13 protein-coding genes and 2 riboswitches are annotated in these 25,366 nt (G+C 60.2%); of the genes, 11 read left to right on the top strand and 2 right to left on the bottom strand.

Annotated features, from left to right (window positions below; all coding sequences use genetic code 11):
* Window positions 1-12: 12 nt before the first annotated feature.
* Entirely contained in the window at window positions 13-2,664 is a 2,652-nt protein-coding gene (locus AC4HNJ_RS12740; protein ID WP_490479958.1) for a M1 family metallopeptidase, read from the top strand.
* A gap of 108 nt (window positions 2,665-2,772) precedes the next feature.
* Here the strand turns inward: AC4HNJ_RS12740 and gcvP are convergent, their stop codons facing one another.
* Window positions 2,773-5,709 (bottom strand): aminomethyl-transferring glycine dehydrogenase, encoded by a 2,937-nt coding sequence (gcvP, locus tag AC4HNJ_RS12745; RefSeq protein WP_490479959.1) that lies wholly within the window; start codon window positions 5,707-5,709, stop codon window positions 2,773-2,775.
* A 44-nt stretch (window positions 5,710-5,753) separates the two neighbouring features.
* Window positions 5,754-5,844, bottom strand: a riboswitch (glycine riboswitch).
* A 3-nt stretch (window positions 5,845-5,847) separates the two neighbouring features.
* Window positions 5,848-5,932: riboswitch (glycine riboswitch) on the bottom strand.
* A gap of 444 nt (window positions 5,933-6,376) precedes the next feature.
* Between gcvP and AC4HNJ_RS12750 the strand changes: the two genes are divergently transcribed.
* Together AC4HNJ_RS12750 and AC4HNJ_RS12755 are read left to right on the top strand one after the other, a co-directional pair.
* Window positions 6,377-6,736, top strand: coding sequence for a VOC family protein (locus AC4HNJ_RS12750; RefSeq protein ID WP_490479960.1), 360 nt, complete (start codon window positions 6,377-6,379; stop codon window positions 6,734-6,736).
* Between the two features lie 706 nt (window positions 6,737-7,442).
* Window positions 7,443-8,240: a hypothetical protein gene (locus AC4HNJ_RS12755; protein WP_490479961.1), complete on the top strand. Its 798-nt coding sequence runs from the start codon at window positions 7,443-7,445 to the stop codon at window positions 8,238-8,240.
* A 23-nt stretch (window positions 8,241-8,263) separates the two neighbouring features.
* Here the strand turns inward: AC4HNJ_RS12755 and AC4HNJ_RS12760 are convergent, their stop codons facing one another.
* Window positions 8,264-11,386, bottom strand: a complete 3,123-nt coding sequence (locus tag AC4HNJ_RS12760) for a WD40/YVTN/BNR-like repeat-containing protein (RefSeq protein WP_490479962.1) — start codon at window positions 11,384-11,386, stop codon at window positions 8,264-8,266.
* A gap of 184 nt (window positions 11,387-11,570) precedes the next feature.
* Between AC4HNJ_RS12760 and AC4HNJ_RS12765 the strand changes: the two genes are divergently transcribed.
* From AC4HNJ_RS12765 to AC4HNJ_RS12800, 8 genes are all read left to right on the top strand, one after another.
* A complete protein-coding gene (locus AC4HNJ_RS12765) occupies window positions 11,571-13,778 on the top strand; it encodes a TonB-dependent receptor family protein (RefSeq protein ID WP_490479963.1) in 2,208 nt (735 codons plus the stop codon).
* A 114-nt stretch (window positions 13,779-13,892) separates the two neighbouring features.
* Entirely contained in the window at window positions 13,893-17,120 is a 3,228-nt protein-coding gene (locus tag AC4HNJ_RS12770; protein WP_490479964.1) for a WD40/YVTN/BNR-like repeat-containing protein, read from the top strand.
* 269 nt (window positions 17,121-17,389) lie between these two features.
* Window positions 17,390-19,033 carry an OFA family MFS transporter gene (locus tag AC4HNJ_RS12775; protein WP_490479965.1) on the top strand — a complete coding sequence of 548 codons (1,644 nt, stop codon included), beginning with the start codon at window positions 17,390-17,392 and terminating at the stop codon, window positions 19,031-19,033.
* 98 nt (window positions 19,034-19,131) lie between these two features.
* On the top strand, window positions 19,132-19,632 hold the full coding sequence (locus tag AC4HNJ_RS12780) for a formate dehydrogenase subunit gamma (RefSeq protein WP_490479966.1): 501 nt from the start codon (window positions 19,132-19,134) through the stop codon (window positions 19,630-19,632).
* Window positions 19,629-21,203 carry a formate dehydrogenase beta subunit gene (locus AC4HNJ_RS12785; protein ID WP_490479967.1) on the top strand — a complete coding sequence of 525 codons (1,575 nt, stop codon included), beginning with the start codon at window positions 19,629-19,631 and terminating at the stop codon, window positions 21,201-21,203. Before AC4HNJ_RS12780 ends, AC4HNJ_RS12785 begins: the two co-directional genes overlap by 4 nt.
* 125 nt (window positions 21,204-21,328) lie before the next feature.
* Complete coding sequence (gene fdhF, locus AC4HNJ_RS12790) at window positions 21,329-24,208, top strand: formate dehydrogenase subunit alpha (RefSeq protein ID WP_490479968.1); 2,880 nt, start codon at window positions 21,329-21,331, stop codon at window positions 24,206-24,208.
* Window positions 24,189-25,058 (top strand): formate dehydrogenase accessory sulfurtransferase FdhD, encoded by an 870-nt coding sequence (fdhD, locus tag AC4HNJ_RS12795; RefSeq protein WP_490479969.1) that lies wholly within the window; start codon window positions 24,189-24,191, stop codon window positions 25,056-25,058. The genes fdhF and fdhD overlap by 20 nt, the downstream gene beginning before the upstream one ends.
* Window positions 25,055-25,288, top strand: coding sequence for a formate dehydrogenase subunit delta (locus AC4HNJ_RS12800; protein ID WP_490479970.1), 234 nt, complete (start codon window positions 25,055-25,057; stop codon window positions 25,286-25,288). The genes fdhD and AC4HNJ_RS12800 overlap by 4 nt, the downstream gene beginning before the upstream one ends.
* Window positions 25,289-25,366: the final 78 nt, after the last annotated feature.

Below are 25,366 nucleotides of genomic sequence, written 5' to 3' on the forward strand. Positions count from 1 at the left end.
AAAGGAGAATTTATGCGCAGGCTTCTGTTTTCTGCGATTGCCTTGGCGCTGGCCGGGACATCGATAAGTGGCGTGGCCGTGGCGCAGCCGGTGGTGCCGTCCGCGGAGGTGATCGGCACCACGCAGCTGCCGCGGAGCGTGCGGCCCACGCATTACGATGTGGCGATATCGCCACATGCGGATTCGCTAACCTTCGACGGTAAGGTAACGGTGACCGTCGATGTATTGCAGCCGACGGCCAGCGTGACTTTGAATGCGCTCGGTTTGACGTTTTCTTCGGCAAACCTGGTGTCAGCATCGGGCAAGGCCAGTTATCCGGTACCGAAGGTAACCATAAACGCCAAAGACCAGACCGCCACCTTCACCTTTCCCAAAACGCTAGCTGTCGGCAGTTATCGCCTGACGATGGCTTATACCGGCAAGATCAATACGCAGGCTTACGGCCTGTTCGTGATCAACTATGACACCAAGGCTGGCCATAAGCGGGCGCTGTATACGCAATTCGAGAATTCCGATGCGCGTCGCTTCATTCCCTCCTGGGACGAGCCGGCTTACAAGGCCACCTTCCATCTCACGGTGACCGTACCCACCGGCCAAATGGCGGTGAGCAACATGCCGGTGGCGCAAGCGACCGATCTCAAGAATGGCTTGACTCGCGTGACGTTCCAGCCGTCGCCGAAAATGTCCACCTATCTGTTGTTCTTTGGTACAGGTGATTTTGATCGCGTCACGACCCATTCGGACGGCACGGAAATCGGAGTGGTTACGCAAAAGGGCCTTTCTTCGCAGGCCACGTTTGCATTGGATTCGGCCAAGACCATCCTGCACGAATACAACGATTATTTCGGCACGCCCTATCCGCTGCCCAAGCTCGACAACATCGCTTCTCCCGGCAGCAGCCAGTTCTTTGCTGCGATGGAAAACTGGGGCGCCATCTTTACCTTCGAATACGCCATGTTGCTGGATCCATCGATCTCCACGCAGGCGGACAAGGAGCAGGTATTCAGCGACGAAGCGCATGAAATGGCGCATCAGTGGTTTGGCGATCTGGTGACCATGCGTTGGTGGGACGACCTCTGGCTCAACGAAGGGTTTGCATCGTGGATGGCCACGCGTACCACTGAAAAGCTGCATCCGGAATGGGATGCGCAGTTGGGTACCGTCACCATTCGTGAAATTGCCATGGGTCTCGATGCGATCGCTACCTCGCATCCCATTGTGCAGCACATCGAAACGGTCGAGCAGGCCAATCAGGCGTTCGATGCCATCACCTATTCCAAGGGCGAGTCGGTGATTCGCATGCTGGAAAACTATCTGGGTGCGGATACCTGGCGCGACGGTGTGCGTCGTTACATCAAGGATCACGCCTACGGCAACACAGTTTCCGACGATTTGTGGCACGCGATGGAAACGGTGACGAACAAGCCGGTCACCACCATCGCGCATGACTTCACACTGCAGCCTGGTGTGCCGCTTATTCGTGTGGAATCGGAAACCTGCAAGAACGGCCACACCACACTTGAGCTTGCGCAGGGACAGTTCACCAAAGGCCCCGCCAACCGGATGATGCGGCACTGGCATGTGCCGGTCATCGCACAAGCGCTGGGCAGCGCGCCTGCGAGCACGCTGGTCGATGGCAAGGCGTCGCTGGTTGTGCCGGGGTGTGGTCCGGTGGTGGTCAATGCCGGCCAGAGCGGTTACTACCGCACCTTGTATACGCCCCAGAACTTTGCGGCACTTCATGCAAGTTATGCCAAGCTTGCGCCGATCGATCAGCTCGGCCTGATGGACGACACCTCGGCATTGGGGCTCGCCGGGCTTGAACCGGCGTCACATGTGCTGGATCTGATCAAGGCTACGCCGGGCGATGCCAATCCGGTGCTGTGGGGCAATATCGCCCAGCAGTTGCGCAGCCTGAATCTCTACTATCGCGATGGCGACGCAGGACAGGCATCTTTCCAGGCCTTCGCCATAGCCAGGCTCGAGCCGGTCTTCAATCGTATTGGCTGGCAGGCCAAGGCCGGCGAACCAGCCACCGTCGCGATCCTGCGTAACCAGCTCATTGTTGCGCTTTCCGACCTGGGCGATCGGAACGTAATCCAGGAAGCACGCCGTCGCTACGCTGCCCAGGCCACCGATCCATCGGCCGTCCCGGGCGCATTACGCAAAGTCATTACGTCGGTCGTGGCGTATCACGCCGACGCCGCTACGTGGGACCAGTTGCACGCGCAGGCGCAGGCGGAAAAGACGCCGTTGATCAAGGATGCGCTGTATTCGATGCTGGCGAGCACGAAGGATGAGGCGCTGGCCAAGCGCGCGCTTGACCTCGCCCTGACGAATGAGCCGGGTCCAACCAACAGCGCAAGCATGATCGCCACCGTGGCACGCCAGCATCCCGAACTGGCCTTCGATTTCGCTGTCGCACATCGGCCCCAGATGGACAAGTTGGTCGACGTTACCTCGCGCGGCGAATACTACCCAAGGCTGGTGTCGTCCTCGTTGGACCCGGCCATCATCGGCAAGATGCGTGCGTTCGAGCAGGCTAATATCGCACCGACGTCGCGCCGCGTGGCGGATACGGTCATCGCCAATATCCAATACCGTCTCGGCGTGCATAAGGATCGGCTGCCCGACGTGGATGCCTGGATAAAGAAAAACGGTTGAGGGATGCAAGCTAGGGTCTGTAGTGTAAACAGCCCCTAGGAAAAAGCCCCGCCAGTGACTTGTGCGGGGCTTTTTTTGTGGCAAGCGAAGCAAGGGAGAGGAGGGCGATTACGCCTCGGCTTCTTCTTTGTAGGCGTCGATCGGAATGCAGGCGCACATCACGTTCTTGTCCCCGTAGACGTTGTCGACGCGCGCGACCGGCGACCAGTATTTCTGCAGCTTCAGGCTCGGTAGCGGGAAGGCGGCAAGTTCGCGTGGATAAGCGTGCGTCCATTCGGTGCCGCTGACCATCGTGGCGGTGTGCGGTGCATGCTTGAGCGGGTTGTCGTCGCGATCCAGGCGCCCATCTTCGATAGCACGGATTTCCTCGCGGATCTGGATCATCGCGTCGATGAAGCGATCAAGCTCGTGCTGCGATTCGCTTTCGGTCGGTTCCACCATCAAGGTGCCGGCGACGGGGAAGCTCAGCGTTGGCGCGTGGAAACCGAAATCGATCAGGCGTTTGGCAACGTCTTCGGCGCTGATGCCGGTGCTGTCCTTGAGCGGACGCAAGTCGAGAATGCATTCGTGCGCCACCAGTCCATTGCGGCCGGTGTAAAGCGTTTCGTAATGCGCTGCGAGACGCTTGGCGATGTAGTTGGCGTTGAGCAGCGCTACCTGGGTGGCTTTGCGCAGGCCTTGCTGGCCCATCAGGGTGATGTACATCCACGATATCGGCAGGATGCTGGCGCTGCCATAGGGTGCCGCAGACACCATTCCGCCCACATGCTTATTAGGAGTAGGGCCATGCGTGGCCGCTTTCTGATCTTTGCCAGCAAGGAAGCCGGCACTCGTTTTGGGCAGGAAGGGGGCCAGATGTGATTTCACTGCGCAGGGGCCCACGCCCGGACCGCCGCCGCCGTGCGGAATGCAGAAGGTCTTGTGCAAGTTGAGATGCGAAACGTCCGAACCCCATTTGCCGGGCTTGGCCAGCCCCACCAGCGCATTCATGTTGGCGCCATCGGTATACACCTGGCCGCCGTGCTGGTGCACGATGTCGCAGATGCGTACGACGTCTTCTTCGAACACGCCATGCGTAGAGGGATAGGTGATCATCAGCGCGGCGAGGCGATCGGAATACTTCTCGGCCTTGGCGCGGATGTCATCGATATCGACGTTACCGTTGCTGTCGCACTTGGTCACTACCACGGTCATGCCACACATCTGCGCGGAGGCCGGATTGGTGCCATGCGCGGATTCGGGGATCAGGCATACGTCGCGCTGGTCTTCGCCGCGCGAGCGGTGGTAGGCGCGAATGGCCAGCAGGCCCGCATATTCGCCCTGTGCACCGGAGTTCGGCTGAAGGCTGACCGCATCGTAGCCGGTGCACTCCACCAGCATCGCTTCCAGTTCGTCGATCAGCTGCTTGTAGCCCTGCGTCTGGTCGGCTGGCGCGAGCGGATGGATCTGGCCGAATTCGGGCCAGGTCACCGGAATCATCTCGGCGGTGGCGTTGAGCTTCATGGTGCAACTGCCCAGCGGGATCATGGTGCGATCCATCGCCAGGTCCTTGTCGGCCAGCGAACGCATGTAACGCAGCAGTTCGTGTTCGCTGTGATGCGTGTTGAACACCGGATGCTGCAGGAAAGCATCCTGGCGCAGCAGTGCGGTCGGCAGTTCGTCCGGCGTACTCGCATCGAGTTCGTCGATATCGTCCAGTTCGGCGCCGAACAGTTTGGCCAGGGCCAGCAGGTCGGTGCGCGTGGTGGTTTCATCCAGGCTGATGCCCACGCTTTGACCATGGATCTGTCGCAGGTTGATGCCTTGGCTTGCCGCTTTGGCATGGATCACATCCGCATCGACATCGATGATGTGCAGGGTGTCGAAGAAGGCCGTGCCGACATTCATACCCGCGCGGCGCAAGGCAGTGCCCAGGATGGCTGTGAAGCGGTGAGTGCGCTGGGCAATCCGCTTGAGACCGTCGGGACCGTGATACACCGCGTACATGCTCGCCATCACCGCAAGCAGCACCTGCGCAGTACAGATGTTGGAGGTGGCCTTTTCACGACGGATGTGCTGTTCACGCGTTTGCAGCGTGAGGCGATAGGCAGGCTTGCCTTCCGTATCCACCGATACACCGATCAGGCGTCCTGGCATCGAACGCTTGTAAGCATCACGGCAAGCGAGATACGCGGCATGCGGGCCGCCGAAGCCGAACGGCACGCCGAAACGCTGGCTATTGCCGATCACAATGTCGGCGCCCCATGAGCCGGGCGAGGCGATCAGCGTGAGTGCCAGCAAATCGGTCGCCACGGCCACGATGCCGCCGCGCGCATGGACTGCATCCGCGACTGCGCGGTAGTCGTGAATCTCGCCGTAGGTGTTCGGGTACTGCAGCAGCACGCCAAAACTGTCGACGCTGGAGACTTCCGCCGCGTTGCCTACGTGCAGTTCGATACCGATGCCGTCGGCCCGCGTGTGCAGCACTTCCAGCGTCTGCGGATGCACATCGCTGGCGACAAAGAATACGTTCGATTTCGATTTTGCCGAACGCTTCGCCAGGGTCATCGCTTCAGCCGCCGCGGTGGCTTCATCCAGCAGCGAGGCGTTGGAGATGTCCATGCCGGTGAGATCGGCCACCATGGTCTGGAAGTTGATCAACGCTTCCATGCGACCTTGCGAAATCTCTGCTTGATAGGGCGTATAGGCAGTGTACCAGGCGGGGTTTTCCAGGATGTTGCGCAGAATGACATTCGGCGTGAGCGTGCCGTAATAGCCCTGTCCGATGAAGTTGCGGAAAACCTTGTTCTTCCGTGCAATGGTACGGATCTTCGCCAACGCTTCCTCTTCCGTGATGCTTGGTGGCAGGTCGAGCGGCTGGGGAGATTTGATCTGGCCCGGCACGATGGCATCGGTCATCGCTTCCAGCGAGTTGTAACCGATCACGTCCAGCATCTGCGCGATTTCGGCATCGTTGGGGCCGATGTGACGCTCGATGAAAGCGTCGTGGTGCTCAAGTTCGCGCAGCGATGGGGAAGCTGAGAGAGATGAAGATGCTTGGCTCATGAGTGGCGTCCGAAGAAAGCGCGCAGGCCGCACGCGGGGCGCCCCTCTGTCCTTTTGCCTGAGAGTTTGGAAGCGGGGAGGCTCACGCCTTGCTTCGTGCCCCTTCGGCGCCGGATTCAACCGGTCTCTCCAGAGTCTTGGTCCACGGCGGTATGGAGCCTGAGCGATTACGGGCGTTGCGCCTTCGGCAGCGGGTATTACCCGCTTCTCCCACCATGTACATCAAGGCGGCAATTATACCCTGGGTGGCTGTCGGCGTACGGCCGTTTCGGTGCGGGCGAGAGTAGCCTGGGGAGCCTCGATTCACACTCCCCACCTTGGTTCGCAGCCTATGAGCAAGCCGCCTTTTCACCTTGAGGAGCTCGACCACCTCGTCTTGCGTGCCTAGGGCCTGTTTACACTACTGGCGTAGCTCGCGCTGGGAGCTGTTTGCGCGCCAGACAAGGAAGAGCGAAGGCGTGTACGTCGGTCCACGACTGAGCGATGACGCGGTATGGCGAGCAAACAGACCCAGCCCTTCGGGTTGCCGTTGCGTAGCCGCCATGCGGCAGCGCGCGGCTTGACCTGGCAGCCAGCCAGGCCTGCGCCACGCACTACCACCTGACGGCTACGCAACGACAACGCGTGCCACGCCAGTAGTGTAAACAGGCCCTACGACATTCCCACCATGACGGCCTTTTATTGCGATGTGCTGGGATGCGTTATCGAGCGCAGGCAGGACGAGATCGGCCTGGTGCAGCTACGCGCGGGCCGTTCGCTCATCGACTTGGTCAGCGTGGACGGAAAGCTGGGCCGTCACGCTGGCGCCGGTCCCGGGGCAGAAGGGCACAATCTGGATCACCTTTGTCTGAGCGTGGCGGGCTACGACGAGCATGCGATCGTGACTTACCTGAAAGAGCAGGGCGTGCATGTCGGTGACATTGGTAGGCGATACGGTGCCAAAGGCGAAGGACCTTTCATTTATCTCTTTGATCCGCAAGGCAACATGATCGAACTCAAGGGGTCGCCTGCCATCTCAAACGAGTGATCGAAATTATTCGTTCCCAAAAAGCATGGGCCATTAGTCACGAATTTAACGTTTGTAATCGAGTAATCGGTATAATGCGCGCTCCCCAGGCATTCGCGCGCAAATCGCCGCTACGGCGAACATCGACGCAAGAGTGCGTGCAGTCTCGCAAAGCGATATCCCCCTCGGCCTTTGCGCAGGACTTCACGACAGCTTTTCATGGTTACGCGGATCTCAGAGACGCTTGTACGTCTGCCATAGCCGATCCGGGCTGTTCCTGGTACATGGAGCTTGAGGCATTGGTCGGCTTCCCCACCGGCCACGCCATGTCAACGCGAAGGTAATCGCAACGCTGCCCGCAGTGCGTCGGAGGTGTTTCCTCCGCGCGTGGTCGTGTGTGGCTGCGACAGTCCGATAGAAGTAATGCTGCGCTGCCGAGGCGCTCCTTGACGTGCTCTCAGCCACGGATGTTCTGGCGATTCTTCAATGCGCCGCGCAGGCGATGGATGCTGCCGCGCTCGCTTGTAGTTCGAGGATCTCGGTTGTGTGTGAATCGGATTGTTTGGCACGGTCGCCCGCTGGTGCGTTGGACGCCGCCACGGTCTCGGATCGTGAAATAGGAACCTTGCTCAGTCATCTACCGTCGGCGCATGACGCACAGCCGGCTGGGTATCGTGTAGCAGGAACAGCAGCGCAAAACGGCCGCCCGCATGCCTGGAAGCGACGCTTGCATGACCCGGCGAAGCGGGCACGACGTGCCGCGCGCGCCATGCGGCATGTCCGCTTCGTGTACTTCACCCATGTGGACGACGATAGCCTGTTCGGGGAATACCACCACGAATTGGTTACCGCCGAAGTCTTGATGGATCGCGTGCTTGCCGCTCGCGCCTCGGGCATGAAGGCGGTGCATCCTGATCTGTCGGGAGACGCCGAAGAGCGGCTCTTTACGCGTCCTCCGCGAGGCAGCTTTTTGCAAGTCACGCCAGAATACATTCGCTGGTATGGGCGTTACGGCATACGCCGGGACGAGCCGATGGTGCGCGAAGAACTCGCGATCGAATTGATGGGTGAGTATGCCTACAGCTACAGCGAGGCACTGGATATCGCGACCAGCAATTCCGGTGCGTTATCCCGCACGGAGCAGACGTGGCTGCTGGCGCGTGCCAAGACGCCGATCTACTGCCGGCCATTGCATGCCATGGAATTCAAGCAAGTAGTAAAAGCCATTGAATCGGCTTACGACGTTCCGCACGGCGATGCAGTCGTCGCGCGCGCCAATGCCGAGATCGCGCGACGTGCAGCCGCCGTGCTTGGCATGATGTTCGATGAATATGTGGAGACTCCATTCCGTACGCCTGCATTGGCGCAAGCGTTCGCGGAATTTCATGGCGCCCATCTGCAACGGGTTGCCACGGCGCGGCTTGCTGGTTTGCAGCCGATGCCGGTGGTTGGTGTCCTTGGCTGGTTCTCGGCTCGGCGTGCACGCATTTATGCCGAGGTACAGGCGCGTCTGGCAGCGCGCTGACACGCGCCGCCAGACCGCAACCATCACAGCGTGATGGGTTTATTGCCCGCTGCTTTGAGCTTTTCGTTGAGTGCACCCACGTCGTGCTCTTTCAACTGCTGCCAGCTATTGAGCGTAACGCCCAGGGTCCGCGACAGGGTTGCATAAGACGTTTGCGCATCGACGCTAGGGTCGGCATCCGCGCCGTCCACGGCAGTGAGCAATTTATCGAGGTCCATCGAAAGGGCGGCAAGGCTATCTGTTCGGCGAGGTGGTGCGCCCACGGAGTTGCGTGGATCCGGATGCAAGGGCGCGCCTGAAAGACTGGATACCTGGGTGATCAGCGTACCGATCTGATCATGCAGGTCACCACTTGCATGTGCTTGTTGCTCGTCGAGCGTCTGCAGCAGTTGCTTGGCTTCGCTGCCCGCAGCCGATGCTTGGGCGAGGGCAAACTCTACCTTGCGGGCGAGTTCGAATTCTCGCTGCATGGCTTGGACGGAAACCTTGACGCGTGGATCAGGCTGGATCTCCAGTGGCTGGCGATAGGTTTTGCCGTCGACGGCGAGTTCGACCGTGTACGAGCCCGGGGGTGCCCATACGCCATCTTTCTGGTGACGCCTACCTTCACCTTTGCCCTGTGCGGCATAACGCAGATTCCATACGAAGCGATGCATGCCCGGAGTGGTGTAGAGCGGTGTGGGAATCGGCACCCACTCCGGCGCGTATTCAAGTTTCTTCGGATCCAGCATCGGCGGTGCGTCATTGCTGCTGAAGCCGCGCACGGGATGGTTCTGGCTGTCGAGCACCGTGAGCGTGACCGGACCCTTCACGCCTTGCGGCAGGACGTAATCGATGATGGCGCCGCTGGGCGGATTGGCGGCAGCGGGTTCGTCTTTCGGAAAGGGCGTGCCAGTAAAGGTGGCGCGTCGCACGCGAATGGCAACCGCCGGTTTGAACAGCATGACCGACTGCGTCGTGACGCCAGTCATCTGACGCAAGGCCGTCATGTCATCCATGATCCAGAAGCCGCGGCCATGCGTCGCGATGACCAGATCATCCTGGTGTACGTCGATGTCGCGTATGGACGTGGATGGCAGGTTTTGCTGCAACGGCTGCCATTGCGCACCGTCATCAAACGACACGTACATGCCTTTTTCGGTACCGGCATAGAGCAGGCCCTTGCGTACGGGATCCTCGCGCACGACGTTCACGAAACTGTTGGACGGAATACCGTCATCGATGCGCGTCCAGCTCTTGCCGCCATCCGTGGTGCGGTAGATGTAGGGTGCGTCGTCATCCAACCGGTGGCGGTCGATGGCGAGATAAGCCACATCCGGGCTGAAATGGGACAGTTCGATACCGCCTACTTTCGACCATGGAGTCAGCGCCTTGGGCGTGACGTTTTCCCAGTGCGCGCCTTCGTCGTCCGTGCGCCACACCAGTCCATCATCGGTGCCCACCCACAAGATTTTTGCATTGAGGGGTGACGGAGCGATGGTGTAGATCACACCGCGCCGCTTGTCGACGTGATTGTCGTCGGCAGCGGTCGGTGCATCGAGGTTGGAAGGAACGCCGGCATCCGGGCGCGTGAGGTCAGGACTGATCGGCGTCCAGTGATCGCCACCATCCGAGGTGCGAAACAAGCGCTGGTTCGCGAAATACAACACCTTGGTATTGCGCTTGGAGAAGGCGAGCGGCAGCGTCCATGCCGCACGGTAATGAGCGGCGGGGTAGGCCAGCGTGGGATCAACGTCGCGCACTTGTTCGGTACGCATGTCCAGCTTGTTCACGCGACCGCCGTAGACGATGTCGTGATCGTCCGGATCCGGCGCAATCATGTCGCTTTCGCCGCCCGGCGTGATTTCATGGAACTGCTCCATGGTGATGCCGTCGCCGCTGCCGCTTTGGCTGGGCAGCGCCACCGCGCCGGAGTCTTGCTGCGCGCCATAGACCCAGTAGGGAAAGCGGTTGTCGGTGCTGACGTGATAGATCTGCGCGGTCGGCTGGTTGTACCAACTGCTCCAGGTGGTGCCACCGTTGAGCGTGATCAGTGCGCCTTGGTCCACGCCAAGAATCTGGCGATTGGAGTTGGTGGGGTCAATCCACATCTCGTGGAAGTCGTCGCCGGTGGGGTCGCCCTTCAACGCGATGAATTGTTTGCCGCCATCGTCCGAACGCAACACGATGGTGTTCATCACGTACACGCGATCGGCATTCTTTGGATCGACAGTGAGTCGATTGAAATACCAGCCGCGCTGCCAGATACGCTGGTCACCCGTGACATGGATCCAATGCACGCCACCATCGTCGGAGCGGTAGAGGCCGCCTTCGCCGACCGGTGCGTCAACCAGCGCATAGAGGCGGTTGGGTTGGCTGAGCGCTGCAGCCAGGCCAATACGGCCGGGATGTGCAGGAAAACCATTACCCTGGATCTGGGTCCAGTGCGTGCCGTCATCGTGGGAAACGTAGAGGCCGCTGCCTGGCCCGTTCGAGGGCGGATACACGCTCCATGGTGGACGGCGCGTTTGCCATAGCGCGGCATAGATCGTATGGGGATCACCGGGCTTGAAAGCGAGATCGATCGCACCGGTGTCGTCGTTCTTGAACAGCACCTTGCTCCAGTGCGCGCCGCCATCCATGGAGCGGAATACGCCGCGCTCCGCATTGGGCCCGTAGGCGTGGCCGAGCGCAGCCACGAAGACGACGTCAGGATTGTGCGGATCAACCAGGATGCGCCCGATCTGGCGGCTGTCGTCCAGGCCAATGTGCTGCCAGTGCTTGCCGCCGTCGGTGGATTTGTACATGCCATTGCCATGCGCAATGTCCGAGCGCATGTCGGCTTCGCCGGTGCCGACATAGACCGTGTCGGGCCGTGATGGCGCGACGGCGAGTGCGCCGATCGACCCCACGTGCTCGCTGTCGAAAATAGGTTGCCAGGTGCGGCCAGCGTCATTGGTCTTCCATACGCCACCGTCTACGGCACCGAAATAGAAGTGACGATCATCGCCAGGGATGCCGCTCACCGCCAACACACGGCCGCCGCGGAAGGGACCGATGAGGCGCCAGTGCAAATCCTGGAACAGGGAGGGATTGACAGCTGCGTGCGCAGCCAAAGCAGTGGATAAGCCCAGCAAGAGCAGGGCAAGGCGGTGACGCCATGGCATGTTGGAAACCCCTTGGGGAAGTGGTTCGATGACTGTTTCGCGGCCAGCGCGGATAAAGTCAGACCATATACCGATACGCGGCCGATGGGGGACATCATGTGGCAGGCAACCGGTTGTTGCGGGGTAAACGCATGGCATATGGTCATAAACATGCAATATGCGCGATAACACACGGCTGCCCGCCATGACGGTACGCCGAATGTTGCCAGTACGCCGCGCTGCTCTGCCGCTTGCCCTGATGATATCCCTGGTTTCAATGAGCGCGCTGGCGCAGTCAGCGCCGGCAAGCCAGCAGGACAGTGCCGATCAGTCCCAGCAAAATCCGCATACCACCAATCTGCCCACGGTGAACGTGCACGGCGAGGATTGGCGTAAATATCTCAAGGCCAAGCTGATGTATCAGATGCCTGAGGTGGACGGCCCCAAGATTACCGTCACCAAGAAGACCACCGTGACGCATCTGGAAAACCAGCCCACGGTGATCGGCAATAACCTCAACCAGACACTCGCGCGCACGCCCGGCGTGCTGGTGTCCGAGCAGCCGACGCCCACGCAGTTCAATCTGAGTTATCGCGGCATCGGCAATCCGCAGGAATCGGAATTCGTGCTGGTGATGCAGGATGGTATTCCGATGGAAGGCGACTGGATCGGCTTTCCGACGCTCTACGCATTTCCCATGACGCAAAGCCTTTCGGAAGTGCAGCTCATCCGCGGTGGCTCGAGCCTGTTGTATGGACCGGAGCCTGCACCGGTGATCAATCTTGTGTCGAAGCGTCCCACTCCCGGCACGCCGTTAACGATGACCACTGAAAATGTAGTCGGCGAGCATGGCCTGTTCTCCAGCTACAACTCGATCGAACGCAATCAAGGCGCATGGGCGTTCCGCGCCGATGCGGGTTATGTGCACAGCGATGGCACACGGGCGAACGATGGCTCGCAGGATCGCCAGGCCGATCTGTATCTTGCCTACCGGCCGGACGATCATCAGCAATGGTGGCTGGATTTCCATGCGATCAGCGCGGTGTCCGGCGATCCGGGACGCCTGAGTGATACGCAATGGCAACAGGATCCGCGTACCGTGACCACGCCCTACAACCGTGATTGGGTCAATCGCGATCAGTTGGTGCTAGGGCATAAGCGCGATTTCGGCGATGGATGGTCGCTGGAAGCCAAGCTGTGGTTCACCTACCAGGACCTGGTGAGCCGCGCGGCCAAAGCGCAGTTGCCGGGACAGCCTCCGCCGAGTACCACCACGCTGCAGGACGAAGCCTTCCGCACCATGGGCACCGATATTCGTCTACGCAAGAACTGGGGGCATGGGAATGCCTTCACGATCGGCACGGTGCTGTTCCGCGGCAACGATCCGTTCCGGCAATGGAGCAGCACGGATCTGATGGTGCCGCGCGACGATCACAGCGGCACGCCGGTGCTGAATCAACGCCGGAGTACGCAATACGCCTCGGTGTTCGCGGAAAACGTATTCCGCTTGCCGCATCGCATTCACATCGTGCCATCCGTGCGTCTGGAGCATGAGCGGATTGCGGTGGATGAAACGGTCAAGCCGCCGTTCCTGTCGCGTCCATTTATTCATGAAGCCGATACGCGCCACTTGCCGTTGTTCGGGCTGGGCCTGGGCAATGACTTTGGCCACGGCAACGAAACCTATTTCAACGTGTCGCAGGGCTGGCGTCCGTTGCGTTTCTTCGATATCGCTTCGCCTTTTAGCAATCTGATTCCGGGTCACGCGGCAGCCTTGTCGAAATCCGTGTCGTGGGAGGCGGGTGTGCATGGCGCGCCGGTCACCGGCTTGTATTACGACGTGAGCCTGTTCTGGATCGATTTCCGCAATCGGCTGGAAACCATCTACATCAATCCGATCGACACGATTGAAGTGAATACCGGCAACACGCGCAGTCGTGGCCTGGAAGCTCAGCTCGATTACGACTTTTTTGCGCCGACGCAACTGGCAACGCAAGGCCAGCATCTGGAAACGTTCCTCAATGTCAGTCTCCTCAACGCCAAGTTCACCGGCAGCTCCATCCCCGGGCAGGTTGGCAAAGTGCCTGCGTTTTCGCCGTCCTATTTGCTCAAGACGGGTATCACGTGGCGCAATGAGCGTGTGAAGCTCAGTCTCACCGCTGTATCGTCCGCCGCGCAGTATTGGCAGGATTCGGATGAATCCTACGGCAGTGGCATCACCTACATGCCAGCACGCATTCCGGCTTATACCGTCGTGGACGTGGCTTCGGACTGGCAGATCAACCATTCGCTGCGTTTGCTGGCAGGTATAAGCAATCTCGGCAATCGTCATTATTTCGATCGCGTCTGGCAAAACGGCCTGGAGCCGGCGTTCGGCAGAACCTGGTACACCGGTTTTGCCTTGACCTACTGATGCGCAGAGTTGTTTGCAACGGATCATGATCCAAGACGCGGCCATTGACGGCCGCGTCCCCGCGTCAGGGAGGACAGCTCAAGACTACTTTTCCGACAACAGCGAGAGTCACCCATGCCTTCACGCGCCTTGCTCCGCTCCCTCACCGCTATCGCCGCGGCTTGCCTGCTCGCCAGCGCGACGCCTTTGTATGCGGAGTCATCGCCCACGACCAACCATGTGAGCGATGCTCTCCAATGGCGTCTTGTCGGGCCTTTCCGTGGCGGCTGGGCCACCATCGCCGCCGGCGATCCCACCAGGCCCGATACGTTCTACATCGGTACGGCTGGCGGCGGGGTGTGGAAAACGACAGATGCAGGACGTACCTGGTCGCCGACCTTCGACAAGGTACCCACGGCTTCGATTGGCGCCGTGGCCGTCGCGCCTTCCGATCCCAATGTGATCTATGCGGGCACCGGCCAGGTTGCCGCACGCTACGACGTGGCGGCCGGCAATGGCGTCTATCGTTCGGACGACGGTGGCAAGAGCTGGCAGCACATGGGCCTCACCGAGAGCAAGCATATCGGTGCGATCCTGGTTGATCCGCATGATGCGAATACCTTGCTGGTCGGTGCGTTGGGACATTACTTCGGGCCCAACAAGGAGCGCGGCGTTTATCGCTCGACGGACGGCGGCAAGACCTGGACGCAGACCTTGTTCATCAACGCCGACACCGGCGTCGTGGATCTGGCTGCTGATCCTGTCCATCCGAATATCGTGTACGCGGCTGCATGGCAGGTGCGCAATTACCCGTGGCTGTCGTATTTCGAGCCGAATGCGGGGCCAGGCAGCGGTCTGTATAAATCCATGGATGGCGGCGTCACCTGGAAACGCATCAGCGGGCATGGCTGGCCCACGGGCTCGCTGGCGCGCATAGGCATAGCCACTACCAGCGGTAATCGCGTCTACGCCGTCGTGAACGATGCCAGTTCGCGCAAGGACAGCGGTCTTTATCGTTCCGACGATGGCGGCGCCAGCTGGCAGGCGGTGAGTCATGAGTCGTGGCTGCCGAACGATTATTTCAGCCGGATCACGGTCGACCCGCACGATCGTGACCGTGTCTATTCGGCGGGGCAATCGATTCGCCGTTCGGACGATGGCGGCCGACACTGGACGATATTCAAAGGCGCACCGGGCGGCGACGATTATCACTATCTGTGGATCGATCCGCGCAATACACAACGTATGATCGCGGCCAGTGATCAGGGCGCGGTGGTCACCGTCAACGGCGGACAAACCTGGGGTAGTTGGTATAACCAACCGACGGGACAGTTCTATCACCTCGCTGCCGACAACCAATTTCCGTATTGGATTTATTCCGGCCAGCAGGATTCGGGCACGGTAGGCATCGCCAGTCGCAGCGATTACGGTTCGATTTCCTATCGCGACTGGCGTCCGGTCGGTGGCGACGAGCGTGATTACGACGTTCCGTATCCGGGCGATCCCAATATCGTTTTCGGTTCCGGGCTGGGTGGCCGCGTCTCGCGCTGGAATCGCATCAATGGCGTCGTGCAGAACGTTGCTCCGTGGCCGGTGAGCAGTTATGGACAACGCCCGACGGATTTCAAATATCACTACACCTGGATCACGCCGATCGCATTTTCCGCCAAGCCGCCTTACGCACTGTATCTCGGCGCGCAGGTACTTTTTCGCAGTACGGACCAGGGCCAGCATTGGGACGTGATCAGTCCCGACCTGAGCAGCAAAAAGGCCGGCGCCACAGATTGCAACGGCAATCCCACGGCACAGCAGGCGCATGATTGCGGCTACGGAGTGATCTACAGCATCGCGCCTTCGCCGTTCGGCAACGATGAAATCTGGATCGGCACCGACGATGGTTCGATCCGGCTCACGCGCGATGGCGGCAAGAGCTGGCAGAACGTTACGCCGAAGGGTTTGCCCACCTGGGGTATCGTCAGCTCGCTCGATCTGTCTGCGCTGCATCCCGGCATCGCCTATGCGGCTGTCGATAACCACCGCCAGGACGATTTCCGTCCGCACGTATGGCGCACGAACGATTACGGCAAAACCTGGACGGACATTTCCGCCGGCTTGCCGCAGGACGATTTCGTAAGCGTGGTGCGTGCCGATACACAGCGCGCAGGCTTGCTGTTCGCGGGTACCGATCGGGGTGTGTTCGTGTCGCTGGACGATGGTGCGCATTGGCGATCGCTGCAACGCAATCTGCCGACAGCATGGGTGCGCGACTTGCTCGTGCACGGCAACGATCTGGTTGCCGGTACGCAGGGCCGTGCGATCTGGATTCTCGACGACATCACGCCTTTACGTCAGGCGAACACCGATGCCGCGCGCAAGACCATGCTCTATACGCCAGCCACTGCGATACGCGTACGCGCCAACGAAAATCACGATACGCCGTTGCCGCCCGATGAACCGCTCGGCAAGAATCCGCCGGCTGGCGCGATCATCGATTACCAATTGGCGAGCGCGGCCAAGGGGCCTGTGAGCTTGGATATCGTGGATGGCGAAGGTAAGTTGGTGCGTCATTTCTCAAGTGCCGACAAAGCTGAGGAATGGCCGGCCGAACGTTATTTCCAGAAGGGCTGGCTGGGTTCCCCAGAAACGTTGGGGACTGCTGCAGGCGCGCATCGCTTTGTCTGGGATCTACGTTATCCGCGTCCGCAGGCATTGCTTTATGGCTACAGCATTGCGGCGACCTGGGATACCGATACGCCGCTCACGCCGGAGGGGCCCCTGGTATTGCCCGGCAGGTATCAAGTGGTGTTGACCGTAGATGGCAAGTCGTATCGCGCACCGTTGAATGTCGTGGCGGATCCGCGCGTCAACATTGATCCGAACGCCTTGGCCGAAGGGCTTGCCTTTTCACGTGAGTTGGGCACGGCGCTGCAACAAGTGTGGTTGACAGATGGCCAAGTGGAATCACTTCGTGATCAGCTCGATGAGGCGCAGAAAAAACTCGCTGCCGATACCACCCACACATCGTTGCTGGACGAGTTGAAGGCGATGCGCAAAAAAACCGATCCGCTTGTATCGGGCGACGGCGAGATGTCGACCAATCTTGCCGCGATGAACGATGCATTGACCGCCATCGCAACGGATGTCGAAGGAGCGGATCGCGCGCCTACTGATGGACAACGACAGGCTTTTGCCGAGTACAAGGCGAATCTCGACCGGGCCATGTCACAGTGGCAAACCATTCGTAGCACCGATCTTGTAACGCTCAATCAGCATTTGCAGACAGCGGGCATGAAAACCATCAGCGTACCGACAGCGAATCAGATTCATGTCGATGGCCCCGATGATGCAGACGACGTTCCGTAAAAACATCGCCGACTGACGACGTAACGCGTCAGGGATATTGCACCGCACGACCGCGAAAGCGGTCGTGCGTGTTTTGGGGCGACGCAAATGTCGCCTTCTTACACACGCTTGGAATCACGGTGCCGATGCTGCATTTATCGGCATGTTGCGCAGCAATATAGCTTTCCGATTTGTAATCATTTGTCCCCCGACTTTGCGCTACAGTCGGACGCGTCGCCACACGCGATACGTATGCATGAGTAGTCCCATTGTGACAAAGGGAGACAACGATGACTGTCGTGCCTGATGCTGTAACGGTGTCTGGGGGAGGAACGCCGGGCTGGTTGGCGAGGGAACGTACGATTGCGGGTCCGCGCTTCAATCGCTGGCTAGTGCCGCCAGCAGCGTTGGCCATCCATTTGTGTATTGGCATGGCTTATGGGTTTTCGGTGTTCTGGTTGCCGATGAGCAAGCTGGTACCCGGTGCCGAAAGTTGCCGAAACCTCGGATTTTTTGCCGAGCTTTTTGCAGCATCGTGCAATTGGACCGTACCTTCGGTCACCCACATCTTTGAAACCTTCATTGCCATGCTGGGTATTTCCGCCGCCATTTGGGGCGGATGGCTCGAACATGCCGGTCCGCGCAAGGCGGCTTTCATCGCTGCGCTATGTTGGGGCGGCGGTCTCGTTGTTGGCGGTATCGGTGTTTCCATGCACCAGCTGTGGCTGACTTTCCTGGGCTGCGGCGTGCTCGGTGGTGTCGGACAAGGTCTCGGTTACATCTCGCCGGTATCGACCTTGATCAAATGGTTTCCGGATCGCCGCGGCTTGGCGACCGGCTTCGCCATCATGGGATACGGTGGCGGCGCCATGATCGGCGCTCCTATCGCCGTTGCCTTGATGGCGCATTTCACGCACAACGGCGTCCCTGGCGTGGCCGGTACGCTGATTGTCATGGGCATTCTTTATATCATCGCCATGTCCGCCGGCGCATTCGGATTCCGCGTACCGCCGAACGGTTGGACCCCGCAAGGCTGGACGCCCTCAGCCACGTCGAACAAACTCATTACCACCAAGCACGTGCATCTGAATCGCGCGTGGAAAACGCCGCAGTTCTGGCTGATCTGGTTCGTGCTGTGCCTGAACGTGACAGCCGGCATTGGCGTGATCTCCATGGCCAGCCCGATGTTGCAGGATGTGTTCGGCGGGCGTCTGCTGGGCCTGGATGCGGCAGCTACGCTGACTACCGCACAGAAAGCGGCGATCGCGGCTTCAGCCGCCGGACTCGTCGGGCTGATCAGTTTGTTCAACAGCCTGGGCCGCATCTTCTGGGCTTCCACCTCGGATTTCATTGGCCGTAAAAACACCTATATCGTGTTTTTCGTACTCGGCATCCTCCTGTACTGCAGTCTGCCGACGCTGGGGCACCTGGGGCAGGCCGGCATGTTCGTGATTGCCGTGTGCGTGATCCTGTCGATGTACGGCGGCGGCTTCTCCACCGTTCCGGCTTACCTGGCTGATATTTTCGGTACCCAAATGGTGGGCGCCATCCATGGCCGCCTGCTGACCGCGTGGTCGGCAGCGGGCATCATCGGACCGTTCCTGATCGCCGCCGTGCGTCAGGCGCAGCTTGATGCCGGTGTCGCCAAGAACCTTGTTTATGACCGCACGCTCTACATCCTGGCGGTGCTGTTGTTCATCGGTTTGATCGCCAATTTGCTGGTCAAGCCGGTCAAGGAAGAGCACCATATGAGCGATGAGGAACTGGAGCGAGAACGCTCCCTGCAGCACGAAGCACCTCATGTGGCGGCAAACGCCAGCCAGGCGGCGCGAGGCCGTTTCGGCATCGTAGGTATCGTGGCCTGGGCACTGGTCGGCATCCCGTTCCTGATCGGTGTGTGGATTGCACTCAGCAAGGCTGCTGCACTGTTCTGAGGTTATGGCTTGATGCTCCCGTTCAGCCACCTGCGATTTGCTCCCTTCCCTGCATGCAGCAGGGGAGGGAGCCGTAACCCGGTGAGGATGAAGTTGCTATGAAACCCGCCAAAAGCGTCGCGCCATTGCCGCCGATCGATGACACGATCCGCGACGCCGTGCTCGGCGTGACGCATCGCCTGAAAGACCAGCCTGGCGCCTTGCTTCCTGTTTTGCACGGCATCCAGGCGTCCCTGGGTTATGTGCCCGAGGAAGCCATCGCGCTGATCGCGCGCGAGATGAATATTTCCCGCGCCGAGGTACATGGCGTGGTGTCGTTCTATCACTTCTTCCGCACGCACCCGGTCGGCAAGCGGGTCATTTATCTCTGCCGCGCCGAGTCGTGCCAGGCGATGGGTGCGGCAAAGTTGGAACAGCATGTGAAGCAGCGTCTCGGTGTGGATTTTCATGAAACCACAGCCGACGGCGCATGGACCTTGGAGCCCGTGTATTGCCTTGGCAACTGTGCGTGCTCGCCGGCCATGATGGTCGATGATGAATTGAAGGGTCGGATGACGCCGGCCAGTTTCGATATGTGGTTGCAGTCGGAGTCGACATGAGCGTGACCGTCTATTTACCCGGCGATGCCAGCGCGTTGTCGTTGGGCGCCGATGCTGTCGCCAAGGCGATTGCCGCTGAGGCGAAAACGCGGCAGCTCGACGTGCACATCGTGCGCAACGGTTCACGCGGTCTGTATTGGCTGGAGCCGATGGTCGAGGTCGAAACCGATAAAGGGCGTGTCGCGTACGGGCCGGTGCAGATCACCGACGTTGGCGGCCTGTTCGATGCCGATTTCCTGCACGGTGGCGAGGATGTGCTCGGGCTGGGCGTGACCGAAGAGATTCCCTGGCTGAAGAGCCAGCAGCGACTGACCTTTGCACGCGTGGGTGTGGTTGATCCTCGCAACCTGGACGACTACCTCGCTCATGGCGGCTATCGCGGCCTGGTCAGTGCCTTATCGATGGAACCGGCTGCGATCGTGCAAGCCGTGACCGACTCCGGCCTGCGCGGACGCGGCGGCGCCGCGTTTCCGGCCGGCATCAAATGGAAGACCTGCCTGGATGTTGCGGCAGATCAGAAATACATCGTGTGCAACGCGGACGAAGGCGATTCCGGCACCTTCTCCGATCGCATGATCATGGAAGGCGATCCGTTCGTGCTGATCGAAGGCATGACCATCGCCGGCCTGGCCGTGGGGGCAACGCGCGGGTACATCTATCTGCGCGTCGAGTATCCCCATGCGCAGCGCGCGCTGGAAGCGGCCATCGAGACAGCGAAAGCGCGCGGTTATCTCGGTGACGATGTGTGCGGCAGCGGCAAGGCCTTCCATCTCGACGTACGCATGGCGGCCGGTGCCTACATCTGCGGCGAGGAAACCTCCCTGCTGGAGAGCCTGGAAGGCAAGCGCGGGCAGGTGCGGTTCAAGCCGCCGCTGCCGGCTATCAAGGGATTGTTCGGCAAACCTACGGTCATCAACAACGTGATCACCTTGGCGACGGTGCCGCTCATTCTGGAGCACGGCGCTGCGTACTATCGCGATTACGGTACGGGACGCTCGCGCGGCACGCTGCCGTTGCAACTGGCAGGTAACGTCAAGCGACCGGGATTGGTCGAGCGCGCATTCGGTCTGACCTTGCGTGAGCTGATCGATGATTACGGCGGTGGTACCGCCACCGGCCGTCCCATCCGCGCCGTGCAGGTCGGTGGTCCGCTGGGTGCGTACATTCCCGTGTCGCGACTGGATACGCCGATCGACTACGAAGCATTTGCAGCGATCGGCGGCATGGTCGGACACGGTGGTGTAGTGGTGTTCGACGATACCGTGGACATGGCGGCGCAGGCACGCTTTGCCATGGAATTCTGCGCGATCGAATCTTGCGGTAAATGTACGCCGTGCCGCATCGGCTCCACGCGCGGCGTCGAAGTGATCGATCGCATGGTCGCCGGTGATGTGGTTGAACGCGAACGCAACGAAGCGGTGTTGCGCGATCTTTGCCAGACCATGGTCGCCGGTTCGCTTTGTGCGCTGGGCGGCATGGCGCCGTTTCCGGTACTCAGCGCGCTCGATCATTTCCATGAAGATTTTGAAAACGTTTCGAACCCTCTCCCTGTTGGGGAGAGGGTAGGGTGAGAGGCAAGCTTGTGGTTGCAAAAAATGCTTTTTTTGTTGATATCCACGGCAAGCCTTGGCCCCTCACCTCAGCCTCTCTCTCTAACAGAGAGAGGGGATATGTATTGCTAAGGAGGTAATCCCTCATGTTGTCCATCGTCGAAATCGATCGCGGTACGCCTGCCGTCAAATCCGACAAGCACGTCACGTTGCAGATCGACGGTCGCAGCATCAGCGTGCCGGAAGGCACATCCGTGATGCGCGCCGCCTCCCAGGCCGGGATCTCGATTCCCAAGCTATGTGCTACCGACATGCTCGACGCATTCGGTTCTTGCCGGTTGTGCCTGGTGGAGATCGAGGGGCGCAAGGGTTATCCCGCCTCGTGCACCACGCCTGTCACGGAAGGCATGAAAGTCAGCACGCAGACCTCCAAGTTGGCGGAGATACGGCGTGGCGTGATGGAGCTCTACATCTCCGATCACCCGCTGGATTGCCTGACGTGTCCCGCCAATGGCCACTGCGAACTGCAGGATATGGCCGGCGTGGTGGGCTTGCGTGAAGTGCGTTACGGTTATGACGGAGAAAATCACGTCTTTGCAAAGACCAAGCAGGGTGAGGTCAATCCGCATTTCGTTGCGAAGGACGAATCCAATCCGTACTTCACCTTCGATCCTTCCAAGTGCATCGTCTGCTCGCGCTGCGTGCGCGCCTGCGAGGAAGTGCAGGGCACGTTTGCACTCACTATCCAGGGGCGCGGTTTTGAATCGAAAGTCGCCGCCAGCCAGAACGACCGGTTCCTCGATTCCGAATGCGTATCCTGTGGCGCCTGCGTGCAGGCCTGCCCCACCGCGACGCTTTCGGAGAAATCGCTGATCGACCGCGGCCAGGCCGAACACAGTGTCGTGACCACCTGTGCCTATTGCGGCGTCGGCTGCAGTTTCCGCGCCGAGATGAAGGGCGAGGAAATTGTACGCATGGTGCCGGACAAGGACGGCCATGCGAATCATGGCCACTCGTGCGTGAAAGGGCGTTTTGCCATCGGCTATGCCACGCACCCGGATCGCATCAACACACCGATGATCCGCGAGAAGATCAGCGATCCCTGGCGCATCGTCAGCTGGGACGAAGCGATTGCACACGTCGCCAGCGAGTTCAAGCGCTTGCAGGCGAAATACGGCAAGTTCTCCGTCGGCGGCATTACTTCTTCGCGCTGTACCAATGAAGAAACCTATCTGGTGCAGAAGCTGGTACGTGCGGGGTTCGGCAACAACAACGTCGATACGTGCGCACGTGTGTGTCATTCGCCCACAGGCTACGGTTTGAAGGCGACCATGGGCGAATCAGCGGGTACGCAGGATTTCGATTCGATCGAACAGACCGATGTGGTGCTAGTGATCGGCGCCAATCCCACCGACGCGCATCCGGTGTTCGGCTCGCAGATGAAACGCCGCCTGCGTGCCGGCGCAAAGCTCATTGTCGTCGATCCGCGCCGTATCGACCTGGTGCGCACGCCGCACATCAAGGCCGATTATCACCTCAAGCTCAGGCCCGGCACCAATGTGGCGATGCTGAATGCGCTTGCGCATGTGATCGTTACTGAAGGGCTGGTCAACGAGGCCTTCGTCGCACAACGTTGCGAGCGCGATGCGTTCGAAAAGTGGCGCGCCTTTGCGGCGCAGGCACAGCACAGCCCCGAGGCCATGGAAGCCGAAACCGGCGTACCTGCGTCGCTGGTGCGCGGTGCGGCGCGGCTGTATGCGACCGGCGGCAATGCCGCGATCTACTACGGCCTGGGCGTAACCGAACATGCCCAAGGCTCCACGGCGGTGATGGGGATTGCCAATCTCGCCATGGCGACCGGCAATATCGGGCGCGAGGGCGTCGGCGTGAATCCGCTGCGCGGACAGAACAACGTGCAAGGTTCGTGCGACATGGGCTCGTTTCCGCACGAATTCCCTGGTTATCGCCATGTCAGTGACACCACCGTGCGCGCCTCGTTCGAAGCCGCCTGGGGCGTGCCTTTGCACGATGAGCCGGGCCTGCGCATTCCCAATATGTTCGAAGCCGCCATCGACGGCAGTTTCAAGGGCCTCTACATCGAGGGCGAGGACATCGCCCAATCCGATCCGAATACGCAACACGTCACGGCGGCGCTGGAAGCGATGGAATGCATCGTGGTGCAGGATCTGTTTCTCAATGAAACGGCCAAATTCGCCCACGTGTTCCTGCCCGGCAGCTCGTTCCTGGAAAAGGACGGTACCTTCACCAATGCCGAGCGCCGCATCTCCCGCGTGCGCAAGGTGATGGAACCACGCAGCGGCTACGCCGATTGGGAGATCACCCAGTTGCTGGCGAATGCCGTGGGTTACCCGATGCACTACAAGCATCCGTCCGAGATCATGGACGAGATTGCACGTCTCACGCCGACTTTCCATGGCGTGAGCTTCGACAGGATCGATCAACTCGGTTCGATCCAGTGGCCGTGCAACGAACAGCATCCGCAAGGCACACCGGTGATGCACGTGGACGAATTCGTGCGCGGCAAGGGCCGTTTCATGCTCACTGAATATGTGCCTACCTCGGAGAAGGTCAACGCCAAGCATCCGTTGATTCTCACCACGGGCCGCATCCTGAGTCAGTACAACGTTGGTGCGCAGACACGCCGCACCGCCAACGTGATGTGGCACGACGAAGATCGCCTGGAAATCCATCCGCACGATGCGGAAGAACGCGGCATCCAGGAAGGCGATTGGGTAGGCATCGAGAGTCGTGCCGGCCAAACGGTGCTGCGTGCGCGCATCTCCGAGCGCATGCAACCGGGCGTGGTCTATACCACCTTCCACTTCCCTGGCTCCGGCGCGAACGTCATTACTACCGAGAACTCTGATTGGGCGACCAACTGCCCCGAGTACAAGGTGACGGCCGTGCAGGTGACACGCGTCAGTCAGCCATCCGAGTGGCAGAAGCGCTATCAGGCCTTCTCCAACGAACAGCAGGCGTTGTTGGATGCAGCCGAAACCCCCTGAGGAACCGGCAAGCAGCAAGGGATACGTGATTCGCCGTGTCGATCGTTATCGCCATGGCGAACACGAGCCCTTGAGCGATGCGATCACCGAAGAAATTCCTGTCGCCATGATCTACAACGACGTACCGTTCGCCGTGATGATGGTGTCGCCGTTGGACCTGGAGGATTTCGCGCTCGGCTTCTCGCTGAGTGAGGGATTGATATCGGGTCCGGATGCATTGCAATCCATCGAGCTGCGTCCACGCCTGGAGGGTATTGAGCTGGCGATGCAGGTTGCTTCCGATGCGGTCGAGCAACGCGCGGGTAGCAGCGGAGAGCGTTTGTTGCCCGGGCGCAGCGGCTGTGGGTTATGCGGCGCGCGCATGTTGGAAGACGCTGTGCGTCATCCTGCTCCTGTTGGCAAAGGACCTTGTATTGAGCCGGCTGCGTTGGAGCAGGCGCTTGAATCCTTGCGCGCGGCGCAGCCTGTCAATCGCCAAACCGGCTCGGTGCATGCCGCGGCGTGGGTGTATCCGGACGGCGTTATTGCCTTGGTGCGCGAAGACGTGGGCCGGCACAACGCGCTGGACAAGTTGATCGGCGCGATGGTCAAGGCGCACATCGATCCCGAACAGGGTTTTTTGCTGGTGACCAGCCGCGCGAGCTATGAAATGGTAACCAAGGCAGCCAGTGCGGGTATGACACTCATGGCCGCGATTTCCGCACCCACTGCGCTTGCCATCCACCTGGCTGAAAACACCAACCTCACGCTGATCGGCTTTGCGCGGCCCGGCAGTTACGTGGTCTACACTCATCCCCAACGCCTGCGCCATGGCGCTCACGCAGGCCAGACTGGAGCATCCACGGCATGAATATCGAACGCTTGATTGCCATGGCCAACGACATCAGCCATTACTTCGCCGCGGATCCCGATTCGGCAGCGGGTGCGGCAGGTGTTGCCGATCACCTGAAAAAATTCTGGGAACCCGGCATGCGCAAGCAAATAGAAGCCCATCTGGTGGCGGGTGGCGAAGGGCTTGAGCCGTTAGCCAAGAAGGGCGTTGAAAAATTGGCGCAGCTGGACAGCAAGTTCAGCGCTTGAGTGGTTGCCTAACCATCGGGGGCACGCAACGCCTCTAATGCCAGGGTCCTTTTTGCGGAACGCACACCCGTTGCCGGG

This window comes from Dyella sp. SYSU CM1112 (assembly GCF_058216415.1).

Coding starts and splice junctions, on each gene's coding strand:
- AC4HNJ_RS12740 (WP_490479958.1), top strand. CDS start 13: ATGCGCAGGCTTCTGTTTTCTGCGATTGCCTTGGCGCTGGCCGGGACA.
- gcvP (WP_490479959.1), bottom strand. CDS start 5,709: ATGAGCCAAGCATCTTCATCTCTCTCAGCTTCCCCATCGCTGCGCGAA.
- AC4HNJ_RS12750 (WP_490479960.1), top strand. CDS start 6,377: ATGACGGCCTTTTATTGCGATGTGCTGGGATGCGTTATCGAGCGCAGG.
- AC4HNJ_RS12760 (WP_490479962.1), bottom strand. CDS start 11,386: ATGCCATGGCGTCACCGCCTTGCCCTGCTCTTGCTGGGCTTATCCACT.
- AC4HNJ_RS12765 (WP_490479963.1), top strand. CDS start 11,571: ATGACGGTACGCCGAATGTTGCCAGTACGCCGCGCTGCTCTGCCGCTT.
- AC4HNJ_RS12770 (WP_490479964.1), top strand. CDS start 13,893: ATGCCTTCACGCGCCTTGCTCCGCTCCCTCACCGCTATCGCCGCGGCT.
- AC4HNJ_RS12775 (WP_490479965.1), top strand. CDS start 17,390: ATGACTGTCGTGCCTGATGCTGTAACGGTGTCTGGGGGAGGAACGCCG.
- AC4HNJ_RS12780 (WP_490479966.1), top strand. CDS start 19,132: ATGAAACCCGCCAAAAGCGTCGCGCCATTGCCGCCGATCGATGACACG.
- AC4HNJ_RS12785 (WP_490479967.1), top strand. CDS start 19,629: ATGAGCGTGACCGTCTATTTACCCGGCGATGCCAGCGCGTTGTCGTTG.
- fdhF (WP_490479968.1), top strand. CDS start 21,329: ATGTTGTCCATCGTCGAAATCGATCGCGGTACGCCTGCCGTCAAATCC.
- fdhD (WP_490479969.1), top strand. CDS start 24,189: ATGCAGCCGAAACCCCCTGAGGAACCGGCAAGCAGCAAGGGATACGTG.
- AC4HNJ_RS12800 (WP_490479970.1), top strand. CDS start 25,055: ATGAATATCGAACGCTTGATTGCCATGGCCAACGACATCAGCCATTAC.